Source organism: Zoogloea sp. (assembly GCF_041904905.1).
Taxonomy (GTDB): Bacteria; Pseudomonadota; Gammaproteobacteria; order Burkholderiales; family Rhodocyclaceae; genus Zoogloea.
The window spans coordinates 25521-38609 of record NZ_JAYRMI010000036.1; the positions used below are offsets into that span (position 1 = coordinate 25521).

Annotated in this window: 10 protein-coding genes, 1 other RNA gene and 1 pseudogene; 6 read left to right on the forward strand and 6 right to left on the reverse strand. The window is 66.9% G+C overall.

Features of this window, described 5'->3' with window-relative positions:
* Nucleotides 1–82: 82 nt before the first annotated feature.
* Nucleotides 83–901, forward strand: a pseudogene (locus ACE3N6_RS11590) (LysR substrate-binding domain-containing protein); the annotation flags it as partial.
* Nucleotides 902–1067: 166 nt separating this feature from the next.
* Here the strand turns inward: ACE3N6_RS11590 and ssrA are convergent.
* The 6 genes from ssrA to ACE3N6_RS11620 all read right to left on the reverse strand — a co-directional run bounded on the left by ssrA (nt 1068) and on the right by ACE3N6_RS11620 (nt 5890).
* Nucleotides 1068–1431, reverse strand: a transfer-messenger RNA (tmRNA) gene (ssrA, locus tag ACE3N6_RS11595).
* Between the two features lie 62 nt (nt 1432–1493).
* Nucleotides 1494–2147: an HAD-IA family hydrolase gene (locus ACE3N6_RS11600; protein ID WP_374245918.1), complete on the reverse strand. Its 654-nt coding sequence runs from the start codon at nt 2145–2147 to the stop codon at nt 1494–1496.
* Nucleotides 2140–2835, reverse strand: coding sequence for a bifunctional 2-polyprenyl-6-hydroxyphenol methylase/3-demethylubiquinol 3-O-methyltransferase UbiG (gene ubiG, locus ACE3N6_RS11605; RefSeq protein ID WP_374245919.1), 696 nt, complete (start codon nt 2833–2835; stop codon nt 2140–2142). The genes ACE3N6_RS11600 and ubiG overlap by 8 nt, the downstream gene beginning before the upstream one ends.
* 118 nt (nt 2836–2953) lie before the next feature.
* Nucleotides 2954–3688, reverse strand: a complete 735-nt coding sequence (locus ACE3N6_RS11610) for an OmpA family protein (protein WP_374245921.1) — start codon at nt 3686–3688, stop codon at nt 2954–2956.
* A gap of 89 nt (nt 3689–3777) precedes the next feature.
* The gene (locus ACE3N6_RS11615; protein ID WP_374245922.1) at nt 3778–5097 is read right to left on the reverse strand and encodes a TRZ/ATZ family hydrolase; all 1320 of its coding nucleotides are present in this window, start codon (nt 5095–5097) and stop codon (nt 3778–3780) included.
* A gap of 70 nt (nt 5098–5167) precedes the next feature.
* Nucleotides 5168–5890, reverse strand: a complete 723-nt coding sequence (locus ACE3N6_RS11620; RefSeq protein ID WP_374245923.1) for an OmpA family protein — start codon at nt 5888–5890, stop codon at nt 5168–5170.
* Nucleotides 5891–6106: 216 nt separating this feature from the next.
* Here ACE3N6_RS11620 and gyrA point away from each other — a divergent pair, with 216 nt between their 5' ends.
* From gyrA to ACE3N6_RS11645, 5 genes are read left to right on the forward strand one after another with little or no spacing between them, the layout of a single operon-like run.
* Nucleotides 6107–8695 carry a DNA gyrase subunit A gene (gyrA, locus tag ACE3N6_RS11625; RefSeq protein ID WP_374245924.1) on the forward strand — a complete coding sequence of 863 codons (2589 nt, stop codon included), beginning with the start codon at nt 6107–6109 and terminating at the stop codon, nt 8693–8695.
* 15 nt (nt 8696–8710) lie between these two features.
* Entirely contained in the window at nt 8711–9793 is a 1083-nt protein-coding gene (gene serC, locus ACE3N6_RS11630; protein ID WP_374245925.1) for a 3-phosphoserine/phosphohydroxythreonine transaminase, read from the forward strand.
* A gap of 23 nt (nt 9794–9816) precedes the next feature.
* Nucleotides 9817–10908, forward strand: a complete 1092-nt coding sequence (pheA, locus tag ACE3N6_RS11635) for a prephenate dehydratase (RefSeq protein ID WP_374245927.1) — start codon at nt 9817–9819, stop codon at nt 10906–10908.
* 18 nt (nt 10909–10926) lie between these two features.
* Nucleotides 10927–12024, forward strand: a complete 1098-nt coding sequence (gene hisC / locus ACE3N6_RS11640; protein WP_374245928.1) for a histidinol-phosphate transaminase — start codon at nt 10927–10929, stop codon at nt 12022–12024.
* Nucleotides 12025–12036: 12 nt separating this feature from the next.
* The gene (locus tag ACE3N6_RS11645; RefSeq protein ID WP_374245929.1) at nt 12037–12930 is read left to right on the forward strand and encodes a prephenate dehydrogenase; all 894 of its coding nucleotides are present in this window, start codon (nt 12037–12039) and stop codon (nt 12928–12930) included.
* Nucleotides 12931–13089 lie beyond the last annotated feature (159 nt).

Sequence of the window (13089 nt, forward strand, 5' to 3'; positions counted from 1 at the left end):
GGTTCGTTGCAGCCCCTCCATTAGAATGGATCGGATGCGGTCGCTCAATTGAATTGTTCGCCGATTCGCATGAGGAAATGTAATGTCGGTCAGCCTCTCCGGGGGGCCTTCGGTCGACCTCCTGCGGAGCTTCGTCGGGCTGGAGCGGCGAATGAGCATCACCCTGGCCGCCGGCCATCTGTGCCTCACCCAGTCGGCGGTGAGCCGCCAGATTCACGGGTTGGAGACAGCGCTCGGGGTGAAGCTGTTCGAGCGAACCCACCGCGCCATCCGTTTCACGACCGAAGGCGAGCAGCGCTTCGTTGCTGTCGACGGTGCGATACTGCAGATGCAGGACGCCCTGGGCGTGCTGGCCGAAAGCCTGCGCCGACGGCCGGTGACGATCACCGCCAGTATCGGCTTCGTCGGCCTGTGGCTGCTGCCACGGCTTGGTGCCTTTCAGGCGCAGCACCCGGTGATCGAGGTGCGGATCTCGGCAAACAACCAGATCGTGGATCTGCGCCAGGGCGGCCTGGACATCGCGATCCGCTACGGGCCGGAGCCCGCGATGCCGGAAGGCGCGATCCGCCTGTTCGGCGAAGCCGTTGTTCCCGTTGCGCATCCGAGCCTGGGGCTGACCCGGCTGGACAGCTCGGCCCTGATCGAATAAGCCACCGTGATCGACTTCGAGGGCGATCCCTCCGTCGCGTGGCAGTGGCAGCGCTGGCTGGCCTCGCAAGGCTGGGCCGGGGTGAGGCCGAAGGGCATCCTGCGCTTCAACCTGCACGACCGGATCATCCACGCCGCCGTCGCGGGTCAAGGGATCGCGCTCGGTCGGGTGCAGATCATCGGGCCCATGCTCGCCGACGGCCGCCTGATCGCCCTGCCCGCGCCCCGACCTGCTCCCGACCCCAACAAGGCGTACTGGCTCCTGCAGTGCGACGTGCGCCCGGTCAGCTCGCTTATCGACTGGATCTGCAACGAAGCCCGAGTGACGGATTCCACGCCGTGTGAGTGCCTCCGGGGCTGCTCTCCAGGGCCGCATACAATGAAAAACGCCAAGTGGTGTCACCCACTTGGCGTTGAATTGGTGGAGCTGGGGGGAATCGAACCCCCGTCCGCAAGTCCTCTACAGTCAGTTCTACATACTTAGCCGACCTACTTGGATTTAACCCAGGGTTTAGCCAGCCGGCAGGCCGACCATGGGCGAGTCACCTTGAGTTTCGCGCCGGACCAAGTAACCCGATCCTTAGCTAGTCCCTGTAAATGACGCTGCAATGGGTTTGACCCCACCTGACCCAGGAACGAATCAGTGCAGCGGCTTAGGCCTTAAGCGGCCAGAGCGAAACGCTCGTCGTTGGCGTTTGTAGTTTTCCAGTGGATTTACGAGGGGACTGGTCCTCGGTATGCCCTGATCTGCTTTGCAACCCACGTCGAAGCCAGGTCAGCCCCTTGTGATGCAATACTTAGTCTCCAGCGGTGGCTGGAAAGTTCTGGATCATAGCACGTCCCGCTCAGGTTTCGAGGTGACAGAGGATATCGAGCGGGTGGCCGATGATGGCGTCGGCGCCCCAGGTGTCGATCGGGTGGGCGTCTCCGAGATAGCCATATGCTGCAGCGAGGGTCCGCATGCCTGCGGCCTTCCCGGCCGTGATGTCGCGGATGTCGTCGCCCACATATAGGCAGTGCGCGGGCTTCACGCCGGCCGCGTTGCAGGCGTGGAGCAGGGGGTCGGGGTGAGGCTTGGCGCGGGGTGCCGTATCGCCGCCGACAACGCAGGCGCTTCGCGTGGCAAGGCCCAGGGCTGCGATCAGCGGGTGCGTGTAGCGCTCAGGCTTATTGGTGACGACGCCCCATCGGATGCCGCGCCGTTCCAGGGCGTCGAGCAGTTCTGCCATGCCCGGGAAGAGGCTGGTCTTCACGCAGAGCCCGTCGGCGTAGAGATCGAGAAAGCGCTGGGCGAGGCTGGCGTAGGCCCGGTCGTCCTGGGTGACCCCGAAGCCGACGCCGAGCATGCCCCGCACGCCATGGGATACCTGGGTGCGCAGGATGTCGAAGGGCGTGGGCGTGCAGCCCTGCTCGCGCTGCATCCGGTGCAGGATCAGCGCGAAGTCGGGTGCGGTGTCTGCGAGGGTGCCGTCGAGGTCGAAGAAGACGGCTTCAGTCACGACGGGTGGTGCGCATCAGGTAATTTACGTCGGTGTCGCTACCGAGGGAGTAGACTTTGCTGAACGGGTTGTAGGACATGCCGACGAGTGCCTCCACGTCGAGGCCGGCGTCGCGCACGTAACGGCTGAGTTCGGACGGCTTGATGAACTTGGCGTACTCGTGGGTTCCCATGGGCAGCAGCTTGAGGACGTACTCGGCGCCGACCACCGCCATCAGGTAGGACTTGAGGTTGCGGTTTAGGGTGGAGAAGAAGACGTGTCCGCCGGGCTTGACCAGGGCTGCGCAGGCCTTGATGGTGCTGGCCGGGTCGGGCACGTGTTCGAGCATCTCCATGCAGGTCACCACATCGAAGCTGGCTGGGCATTCGCGAGCCAGGTCTTCGGCGGAGATGAGCCGGTAATCGACCTTCTGGCCGCTTTCGTAAAGGTGCAGGCGCGCGACGCCCAGGGCCTTGTCGGAGAGGTCCACGCCGGTGACCTGGGCGCCTCTAGCGGCCATGGACTCGGCGAGGATGCCTCCGCCGCAGCCGATGTCGACCACCTTCTTGCCGGCGATCCGGGCGGCGCTGTCGATCCAGTCGAGACGCAGGGGGTTGATCTGGTGAAGAGGCTTGAATTCGGATTCGGGGTCCCACCAGCGGTGGGCGAGGTCACTGAATTTCTGGAGTTCGGCAGGATCGGCGTTCATTGTCGGTTGGTGCTACAGCGGGAGACAGGGTGCGATTGTATTGCGCGCGGGCCGAAAAACAAAAAGCCCTGCAGGGCAGGGCTTTTTGAGGTCAGCGCAAAAGCTGAAGGTCGGCGAATTACTTGGTGCCGATGACTTCGATTTCGACGCGACGATCCGGCTGCAGGCACTCGACCAGCTTCTTGTTCTTGCCGCTTTCCTTGCCGAGGTTGTTGCACTTGCCGGCGGTCACGGGCTGCTTCTCGCCCTTGCCTTCGGTGTACACGCGGTTGGCTTCGACGCCCTTGCCGACCAGGTAGGTCTTGACGGCGGCGGCGCGCTTCTCGGAGAGCTTCTGGTTGTAGGCGTCGCCACCGATGCGGTCGGTGTGGCCGACGGCCAGGATGACTTCCAGCTTCACGTTCTTGGCCTTGGCGGCCAGATCGTCGAGCTTGGCCTTGCCGGCGGGCAGCAGGACGGCCTTGTCGAACTCGAAGAGGGCGTCGGCAGCCAGCTTGACCTTGTCGGAAACCGGAGCGACGGCGGCCGGGGCGGCAGCCTTGGCACCAGCGGCCGGAGCGGCGGCAGCCGGGGCGCACTTGTCGGCAGGAACGACATCCTTGTCACACTCGCAGCCAACCGGCAGGTTGTTGCCAGCCTGCAGGGTGTTGGTGGCGGCGGCCGGGGTCCAGTAGCCAGTGCGCCAGCACAGGTCGAAACCGCTGCGCGCGACGACATTGCGGCCGTCGATCACGTAAGGCACTTCGCCTTTCGTATCGACAACGACGTCTTTGGCGAAGCTGGCGGAAGCGGACAGGCCGAGAGCGGCAAGTGCGGCGGCCATCAGCAGTTGTTGTTTGGCTTGTTTGATCATCGTTTTCCTCGTCGCAAGGCAAAGGGGTAGAACCGGAAAATTCATCCATCCCGCCCGAGCGCACTATGAACTCAGGCAGCATATCCAATTCATTGGCGGAGCTTATTCTGCCATAGGCGGGCGATGCCCAATAGCTCGGTGTTGGTTATTTGCAACAGTTTCCCATGCTTGAGGCGCTGTTGTCCACCGACCCATACGTCCGAGACGGCGCGGCGGTCGAGGACGTGGAGGAGGTGGGATGCCGGATGGTAGCAAGGCAGGTCGTCCGGGTCGTCGATCCTGAGGGCGGCGAGGTCGGCGGACTTGCCGGGTTCGATGGAGCCGATCTCGGCGTCGAGCCCCAGGGCGCGGGCGCCGTCGAGGGTGGCCATGCGCAGGGCGCGGTGGGCGGGGAGGGCGGCGGCGTCGCCTGTCTGGAGTTTGGCGAGCAGGCTCGCCTGTCGCATCTCGCGCAGCAGGTCGAGGCGGTTGTTGCTGGCGGCGCCGTCGCTGCCGAGCCCGATGGCGAGCTGGCGGTCGAGCAGGGCCGCTGTCGGTGCGGCGCCGCTGGCGAGCTTCATGTTGGAGGTGGGGCAGTGGGCGATGGCGCAGCCGTGGGTGGCGAGCCGTTCGATGTCGCTCGCGTCCAGGTGTACGGCGTGGACGCCGATGAGGCTGGGGCCGAGCACGCCCAGGGAGTCGAGCCGGGCGATGGGGCGCTGGCCGAAGTCCCGGATGCTGTCGGCGACTTCGCCGGCGGTTTCGTGGATGTGGATGTGGATCGGGAGTTCCAGCTCGTCGGCCAGGGCGCCGATGCGCTCGAAGCTCTTGTTCGAGACGGTGTAGGGGGCGTGAGGGGCGAGGGCGAAGCGGATCAGTGGGTCGTCGCGCCAGGCGTCGCGGGTTTCGAGGCCTTTACGCAGGTAGTCGTCGGCGTCGGCGGCGTACTGGGAGGGGAAGTCGATGACGGTGATGCCGAGGACGCCCCGTAGCCCGAGGCGCGCGAAGGCTTCGGCGGTGGCCTCGGGGTAGAAGTACATGTCGTTGCAGGTGGTGATGCCGCTGCGCAGCATCTCGGCGGCGGCCAGCAGGCTGCCGTCCCGTACGAAGGCGTGGGAGGCGTGGCGCGATTCGGCCGGCCAGATGGCTTCCTGCAGCCAGCGCATCAGAGGTAGGTCGTCGGCGAGGCCGCGCATGAGCGTCATGGCGGCGTGGCAGTGGAGATTGACGAAGCCGGGGGTGACGAGGTGGTCGGGCAGGCTGACGGTTTCGGCGGCGACGAACCTGGCGCGGGCTTCGCCGATGGGCAGGATGGCCGCGATGCGCCCTTTGTTTACAGCAATGGAGTGGTGTTCGAGGGTGGCGTTGTCCGGCTCAACGGGGATGATCCAGCGGGCTTCGATGAGCAGGTCGACCGGCGTCGGCGTCATGGCGGTTCTCGGGTGGGCAGAAAAAACCCCGCGCTGGGCGGGGTCGGTGCGGCGTGCCTGCAGGCGGGCCTTACTTGGCCGGGCCCTTGACGTCCACGGTGACGCGGCGGTTGGGGGCGAGGCACTCGATGAGCTTCTTGCGACCGAGCTTGTCGTCGCAGCTCTTGATCGGCTGGGTCTTGCCGGCGCCCATGGTGTCGATCACTTCGGCGTCCACGCCGCGGCTGACGAGGTAGGCGCGGACGGCGTCGGCGCGCTTGTCGGAGAGCTTCTGGTTGTAGCTCTGGGAGCCGAGGCGGTCGGTGTGGCCGGTGACGATGACCGCAGTGACCTTGGCGCAGGCGCCCAGCTTGGCAACGATGGCGCTGTCGAGGTGGGCCTTGGCGGCGGGGGTGAGGGCGGCCTTGTTGAAGGCGAAGCCGGTGTCGGCGGAGAGGTTGCTGGTGAAGTCGCACTTGGGCGCGACAGCCGGGGCGGCCGGCGCGGCGGGGGCAGCCGGTGCGGCTGCGCGGGCGGTGGGCGGTGCGCACTTTTCGGCGCCGACGACGTCCTTGTCGCATTCGCAGCCGACGGGCAGCTCGCCAGCCTTCACTTCGCCGGCGGCGCCCGGGGTCCAGTAGCCGGTGCGCCAGCACAGGTCGGTGCCGCTCTTGACGACGACGTTGCGCTGGTCGATGGCGTAGGGGACTTCGCCTTTCGGGTCGACGACGATGTCCTTCGATTGGGCCATCGCCGACAGGCTGGCGAGCATCAGGACGGTGGCGGATGCCAGGCGGAACTTCGCTGCGATCATGGGTTTCCTCCTCAAAGTGGAAGGGGCGCTCGGGGCGCCCGTCTCGTGATGGTGACTGACCCGGCGATTAGAGCATATGAAGATGGGCCATCACAACGCGTGCGATGGGCTGCAAGGCTTCCGGGCGGGTGATTCGAGCCGGAAGCGGCTTGCGGCGGCGTGCTAAACTTTCGCTTTTTCGTCTTTTCGACGAATAGTCGATTCCCTCGCGGTGCCATGATCCCGTTCGCCAAAGAAACTCTCCCCATCAGCCTCGAAGACGAGATGCGTCACGCCTACCTGGATTACGCGATGAGCGTGATCGTCGGGCGGGCCCTGCCGGATGTGCGCGACGGCCTGAAACCGGTGCATCGGCGCGTGCTTTTCGCGATGCACGAGCTGGGCAACGACTGGAACAAGGCGTACAAGAAATCCGCCCGTATCGTCGGCGACGTCATCGGTAAGTATCACCCCCACGGGGATCAGTCGGTGTACGACACCATCGTGCGGATGGCCCAGGATTTCTCGCTGCGCTACATGCTGGTGGATGGCCAGGGCAACTTCGGCTCGGTGGATGGCGACAGCGCGGCGGCCATGCGTTACACCGAAATCCGCATGGCCAAGATCGGCCACGAGCTGCTGGCCGACATCGACAAGGAAACCGTCGACTTCGGCCCCAACTACGATGGCTCCGAAAAAGAGCCGCTGGTGCTGCCGGCGCGCATCCCGAACCTGCTCATCAACGGCTCGGGCGGCATCGCGGTGGGGATGGCGACCAACATCCCGCCCCACAACCTCACCGAAGTCGTCGACGCCTGCCTGCGCCTGCTGCAGGAGCCGGATGTCTCCATCGACGAACTCATCAAGATCGTCCCGGCGCCGGATTTCCCCACCGCCGGCCTGATCTACGGCCTCGCCGGCGTCCATGAAGGCTACCGCACCGGCCGCGGTCGGGTGGTGATGCGCGCGCGCACCCATTTCGAGGACATCGGCAAGGGCGACCGGCAGGCGATCATCGTCGACGAGATTCCGTATCAGGTTAACAAGAAGACCCTGCTCGAGAAGATCGCCGAGCTGGTGAATGAAAAGCGGATCGAGGGCATCAGCGAGATCCGCGACGAATCCGACAAGTCGGGCATGCGCGTGGTCATCGAGCTCAAGCGCAACGAGATGCCCGACGTGGTGCTGAACAACCTGTTCAAGCAGACCCAGCTGCAGGACACCTTCGGCATGAACATGGTGGCGCTGGTGGATGGCAAGCCGCGCCTGCTCAACCTGCGCCAGATGATCGACTGCTTCCTCGCCCACCGGCGCGAGGTGGTCACCCGTCGCACCATCTTCGAACTGCGCAAGGCCCGCGAGCGCGGCCATATCCTCGAAGGTCTGGCGGTTGCGCTGTCGAACGTGGACGAGATCATCGCCCTCATCAAGGCCGCGCCGACGCCGCCGGAAGCCAAGCGCGCGCTGATGGGGCGCCAGTGGCGTTCGGCGCTGGTCGAGGAGATGCTCCATCGCGCCGTTGCCGACGCCGCCGCCTTCCGCCCCGAAGGGCTGGCGCCGGAGTTCGGCCTGTCGGAGCAGGGCTACCGCCTCTCCGACGCCCAGGCCCAGGCCATCCTCGAGCTGCGCCTGCAGCGCCTCACCGGCCTCGAGCAGGACAAGATCGTCGCCGAGTACCGCGAGGTGATGGACAACATCGCCGACCTGCTGGACATCCTGGCCCGCCCGGAGCGGATCACCGCGATCATCGGCGACGAACTCTCGCTCATCAAGCAGCAGTTCGGCGATCCGCGCCGCTCGGAGGTGGTGATGAACACCGCCGACATCAACATCGAGGATCTGATCGCGCCCCAGGACATGGTGGTCACCCTGTCCCACACCGGCTACTTCAAGCGCCAGCCGCTCACCGACTACCGCGCCCAGAAGCGCGGCGGCCGGGGCAAGCAGGCGGCGGCGGTGAAGGACGACGACTTCGTCGACCAGCTCTTCGTGGCCAACACCCACGACCACATCCTGTGCTTCTCGAACCGCGGCCGGCTGTACTGGCTCAAGGTGTATGAGGTGCCGGAAGGCAACCGCAACTCCCGCGGCAAGCCCATCGTCAACCTCTTCCCGCTGCTGGAGGGCGAAAAGATCACCGCGGTGCTGCCGGTCAAAGAGTTCGACGAAGGCCACTTCGTGTTCATGGCCACCGCCCAGGGCACGGTCAAGAAGACCCCGCTCACCGATTTCTCCAACCCCCGCAAGGCTGGCATCATCGCCGTGGGGCTGGACGAGGGCGATTTCCTGGTCGGCGTGGCGATCACCGACGGCAAGCATGATGTGATGATGTTCTCCGACGCCGGCAAGGCGGTGCGCTTCTCCGAGAACGACGTGCGTCCGATGGGCCGTCAGGCTCGCGGCGTGCGCGGCATGATGCTCGAGGAAGGCCAGAGCGTGATCGCGATGGTGGTCTCCGGCGACGAATCGCCGAGCGTGCTCACCGCCACCGAGAACGGCTTCGGCAAGCGCACCCCGATCGCCGAATACACCCGCCACGGTCGTGGCACCAAGGGCATGATCGCGATCCAGACCTCCGACCGTAACGGCAAGGTCGTCGCCGCCACGCTGGTCACCGAGAAGGATCAGCTGATGCTCATCACCACCGGCGGGGTGCTGGTGCGCACCCGTGTCTCCGAGATTCGCGAGATGGGCCGCGCCACCCAGGGTGTCACCCTGATCTCGGTGGATGAGGGCAGCACGCTCTCCGGTGTGCAGAAGATCCTCGAAAGCGACGAAGACGAGCAGGAAACCGCCGGCGATGCGCCGGAGGCCGCAGCAGAGTAAGGAAGGAATTTCACGATGCGTATCTTCAATTTCTCGGCCGGGCCGGCAGTGCTGCCCACCCCGGTGCTCGAGCAGGCCCGCGACGAACTCCTCGACTGGCACGGTCGCGGCATGAGCATCATGGAGATGTCCCACCGGGGCAAGGATTTCACCCGCGTCATCTCGGAGGCCGAGGCCGACCTGCGCACGCTGATGGGCATCCCGTCCAACTACAAGGTGCTGTTCCTGCAGGGCGGCGCCACCCAGATGTTCGCGCAGATCCCGATGAACCTGCTGGCCGGCGGTTCGGCGGATTACGTGGTCACCGGTTCGTGGTCGAAGAAGGCCATCAAGGAAGCCCAGCGCGTCGGCCAGGCGCGGCTGGCGGGCTCCACCGAGGCCGACGCCTTCACCCGTCTGCCGGGCGCTGGCGAGTTGAGCTTCGATCCATCGGCGGCCTATGTGCATCTGTGCACCAACGAGACCATCCATGGCGTCGAGATGTTCGACCTGCCCGAGACGCCCGCTGGCGTGCCGGTGGTGGCCGACATGAGTTCGCACATCCTGTCGCGGCCGATGGACGTCTCGAAGTACGGCCTGATCTACGCCGGCGCCCAGAAGAACATCGGCCCGGCGGGCCTCGTCATCGTGATCGTCCGCGAAGACCTGCTGGGCAAGGCCGCGCCCACCACGCCCACCGTGATGGATTTTTCGGTGATGGCCGAGAACGGCTCGATGCTCAACACGCCGCCCACCTTCAGCATCTATCTGGCCGGGCTGATCTTCAAGCACCTGCTCGCCGCGGGTGGCGTGGCGGCCGTCGAGGCGGCCAACATCGCCAAAGCCAGGCGGTTGTACGAGGTCATCGACGGCAGCGGCGGCTTCTACCGCAACCCGGTGGCGGCCGATTGCCGCTCGCGCATGAACGTGCCCTTCACCCTCGCCGACGGTGCGCTGGATGCCGCCTTCCTGGCCGAGGCCGCCGAGCGTCGGCTCGAAGGGCTCAAGGGCCACAAGTCGGTGGGGGGCATGCGGGCGTCGATCTACAACGCCATGTCGCTCGAAGGCGTTGATGCGCTGGCCGAGCTGATGCAGGATTTCGCCGCGCGCCGGGCGTGAGCGGCGCATTTTCAGGAGAGGGCATGAACGAGGGGATGCTGCAGGAGCTGGGGGTGGTCCGCGCCCAGATCGACGCCATCGACGCGCAGATTCTGGCGCTGCTCAACGAGCGCGCCCGCTGCGCCCAGCATGTGGGCGAGATCAAGGCCAAGTACGGCGAGTTCGGGCAGGTCTATCGCCCCGAGCGCGAGGCGCAGGTGCTGCGCCGCATCCAGGATCTCAACGCCGGGCCGCTGCCCGACGAGAGCGTCACCTTCTTCTTCCGCGAGGTGATGTCCGCCTGCCTGTCCCTCGAGAACCCCCTTGGCGTCGCCTTCCTCGGGCCGCTGGGCACCTTCTCCGAGAGCGCCGCGGTCAAGCACTTCGGCCACGCCGCGCGGCTGGCGCCCCAGGGCAGCATCGACGACGTGTTCCGCGAGGTGGAGGCGGGTCATGCCCAATATGGGGTGGTGCCGGTCGAGAACTCCACCGAAGGCGCCGTCGGCCGCACCCTCGACCTGCTCTTCGACACCTCGCTCAAGATCTGCGGCGAAGTGGTCGTGCGCATCCACCAGCACCTGATGACCCGCGAGACCAGCCTGGGCGACATCCGCAAGGTGTATTCCCATGCCCAGTCCCTGGCCCAGTGCCATGAGTGGCTCAACCGGTCGCTGCCGGGCGTGCCGCGGATCCCCGTCGGCAGCAACGCCGAAGCGGCCCGGCTGGCCTCCCTCGAGCCCGGCACCGCCGCCATCGCCGGAGAGGCCGCCTCCGACCGCTACGACCTGCCGCGTCTCGTCGAGAACATCGAGGACGAGCCCAACAACACCACCCGCTTCTTCGTGCTGGGCCGTCACGATGCCGGCCGCTCCGGCGCCGACAAGACCTCGCTCATCATGTCCGCCAGCAACCGCCCCGGCGCCATGCACGAGCTGCTTGCCCCGCTGGCCGACGCCGGCGTGTCCATGAGCCGCCTCGAATCCCGCCCGGCCCGCTCGGCCCTGTGGGAATACGTGTTCTACGTGGACGTCGAAGGCCATCGGGAAGACCCCGCCGTCAAGGCCGCCCTCGATGCCCTGGCCGAACGTGCCGCCTGTCTCAAGGTGCTGGGTTCCTACCCCCAGGCCGTGTACTGATCCCTCCTGGAGTCTCCGATGCGTTTGTGTGATCTGGCGCCCGCCCACATCCGGGCGATCTCACCCTATCAGCCCGGCAAGCCGATTTCCGAACTGGCCCGCGAGATGGGGCTGGCGGAGGAATCCATCGTCAAGCTCGCCTCCAACGAGAACCCCCTCGGCGTGGGCGAGAAGGCCCGCGCCGCGATGCAGGCGTCGCTCGCCGACATCGCCCGCTACCCCGACGGCAACGGCTTCGAGCTGAAGGACGCCCTGTGCCGCCGCTACGGCGTGGCGATGAACCAGATCGTCCTGGGCAACGGCTCCAACGACATCCTCGAGATGGTCGCCGGCGCCTTCCTCGGGCCCGACCGCGCCGCCATCTACGCCCAGCACGCCTTTGCGGTGTACCCGCTCGCCACCCAGGCGGCCGGCGCCCGCGGCATCGAAGTGTCGGCCAAGGCTTTCGGCCACGATCTCGACGCCATGCTGGCGGCGATCACCCCGGCCACCCGCGTCATCTTCATCGCCAACCCCAACAATCCCACCGGCACCTTCCTGCCCGGCGCCCAGCTCGAGGCCTTCCTCGCCCGCGTTCCGGCGGATGTACTGGTGGTGCTGGACGAGGCCTACACCGAGTACCTCGCCCCGGCCGACCGCTACGACGCCATCGCCTGGGTTGCCCGCTTCCCCAACCTGCTGGTCAGCCGCACCTTCTCGAAGGCTTATGGCCTGGCCGGCCTGCGGGTGGGCTACGGCATCGGCAACCCGGCGGTGATCGACCTGCTCAATCGGGTGCGCCAGCCCTTCAACGTGTGCATCCCGGGCCTCGCCGCCGCGGCCGCCGCGCTGTTCGACGACGACTTCCTCCAGCGCAGCTTCGAACTCAACGCCGCGGGCATGCGCCAGCTGTGCGACGGCTTCCGGCGCCTGGGGCTGGAGTGGATCCCGTCCTACGGCAACTTCGTCACCTTCAAGGTGGGCGACGGCGCCGGCGTCAACCAGCGCCTGCTGCGTCAGGGCGTGATCGTCCGCCCCATCGGGGGCTACGGCATGCCCGAGTGGCTGCGCGTGTCCATCGGCCTCGAGAGCGAGAACGCCCGCTTCCTCGAAGCCCTGCCTGCCGCCCTGGCCTGAGCGGTGCCCGGCGTGAAGAAGATCGACAAGCTGGTCGTCTGCGGCGTCGGCCTGATCGGTGGCTCCTTCGCCCTGGCGCTACGGCAGGCGGGGGTGGTCAATCGCATCGTCGGCGTCGGGCGTCGCCCCGAGCCCCTGACCAAGGCCCGCGAGCTGGGCCTGATCGACGAGATCTCCACCGACTGGGCCGAGGCCCTGCAGGGGGCCGATCTGGTCCTGCTGGCCATGCCGGTCGGCCAGATGGACGCCGTGGCTGCCGCCATCGCACCGCACCTGGGCCCCGACACCATCGTCACCGATGCCGGCAGCACCAAGCGCGACGTGATCGAGGCCATCTACCGCCACCTGGGCCACCGCCTGCCCAACGTGGTGCCGGCCCACCCCATCGCCGGAGCCGAGAAGAGCGGCCCGGTGGCCGCCCGGGCCGAACTCTACGCCGGGCGCAAGGTGGTCGTCACGCCGCTGCCCGAGAACCGCCCCGAGGCCATCGCCCGGGTGCGCGAGGCGTGGGCCGCCTGCGGTGCGGTGCTCCACGAGATGAGCCCCCAGGAGCACGACCGTGTCTTCGCCGCCGTCAGCCACCTGCCGCATCTGCTGGCCTTCGGGCTGGTGCACGATCTGGCCGGTCGCGCCAACGCCGAGCAGCTCTTCAGCTACGCGGCCAGCGGCTTCCGGGATTTCACCCGGGTCGCCGGCAGCCATCCCGAGATGTGGCGCGACATCTGCGTGGCCAACCGCCATTCGCTGCTGGCCGAGCTTGACGCCTATCTTTCCGAGCTGGCCTATCTGCGCGCCTTGCTGGCGGCGGGCGACGGCCCGGCGCTGGAGGCGGTCTTCGCCGACGCCAGCCGCGCCCGCAACACCTGGGCCGACAAGGCCTTCCCGGCTCCGCCCTCCGGCGAGTGAGCCGCCCACCCGATCGCCGTGAGCGTTCCGCCCATCGTCGGCTGCGGACGCAACGCCCCCCATCCGAACGAGGAGCCCCCCATGGAATTCATTGATCTGCCGCCCATGCAGAAGGCCGCGGGCAGCGTCCGCCTGCCCGGCTCGAAGAGCATCTCCAAC

Bases quoted from the DNA above. Each gene is read 5' to 3' on its own strand.
- ACE3N6_RS11620 (WP_374245923.1), bottom strand. From the start codon at position 5,890: ATGATCGCAGCGAAGTTCCGCCTGGCATCCGCCACCGTCCTGATGCTC.
- hisC (WP_374245928.1), top strand. From the start codon at position 10,927: ATGCGTTTGTGTGATCTGGCGCCCGCCCACATCCGGGCGATCTCACCC.
- pheA (WP_374245927.1), top strand. From the start codon at position 9,817: ATGAACGAGGGGATGCTGCAGGAGCTGGGGGTGGTCCGCGCCCAGATC.
- serC (WP_374245925.1), top strand. From the start codon at position 8,711: ATGCGTATCTTCAATTTCTCGGCCGGGCCGGCAGTGCTGCCCACCCCG.
- ACE3N6_RS11615 (WP_374245922.1), bottom strand. From the start codon at position 5,097: ATGACGCCGACGCCGGTCGACCTGCTCATCGAAGCCCGCTGGATCATC.
- ACE3N6_RS11610 (WP_374245921.1), bottom strand. From the start codon at position 3,688: ATGATCAAACAAGCCAAACAACAACTGCTGATGGCCGCCGCACTTGCC.
- ubiG (WP_374245919.1), bottom strand. From the start codon at position 2,835: ATGAACGCCGATCCTGCCGAACTCCAGAAATTCAGTGACCTCGCCCAC.
- gyrA (WP_374245924.1), top strand. From the start codon at position 6,107: ATGATCCCGTTCGCCAAAGAAACTCTCCCCATCAGCCTCGAAGACGAG.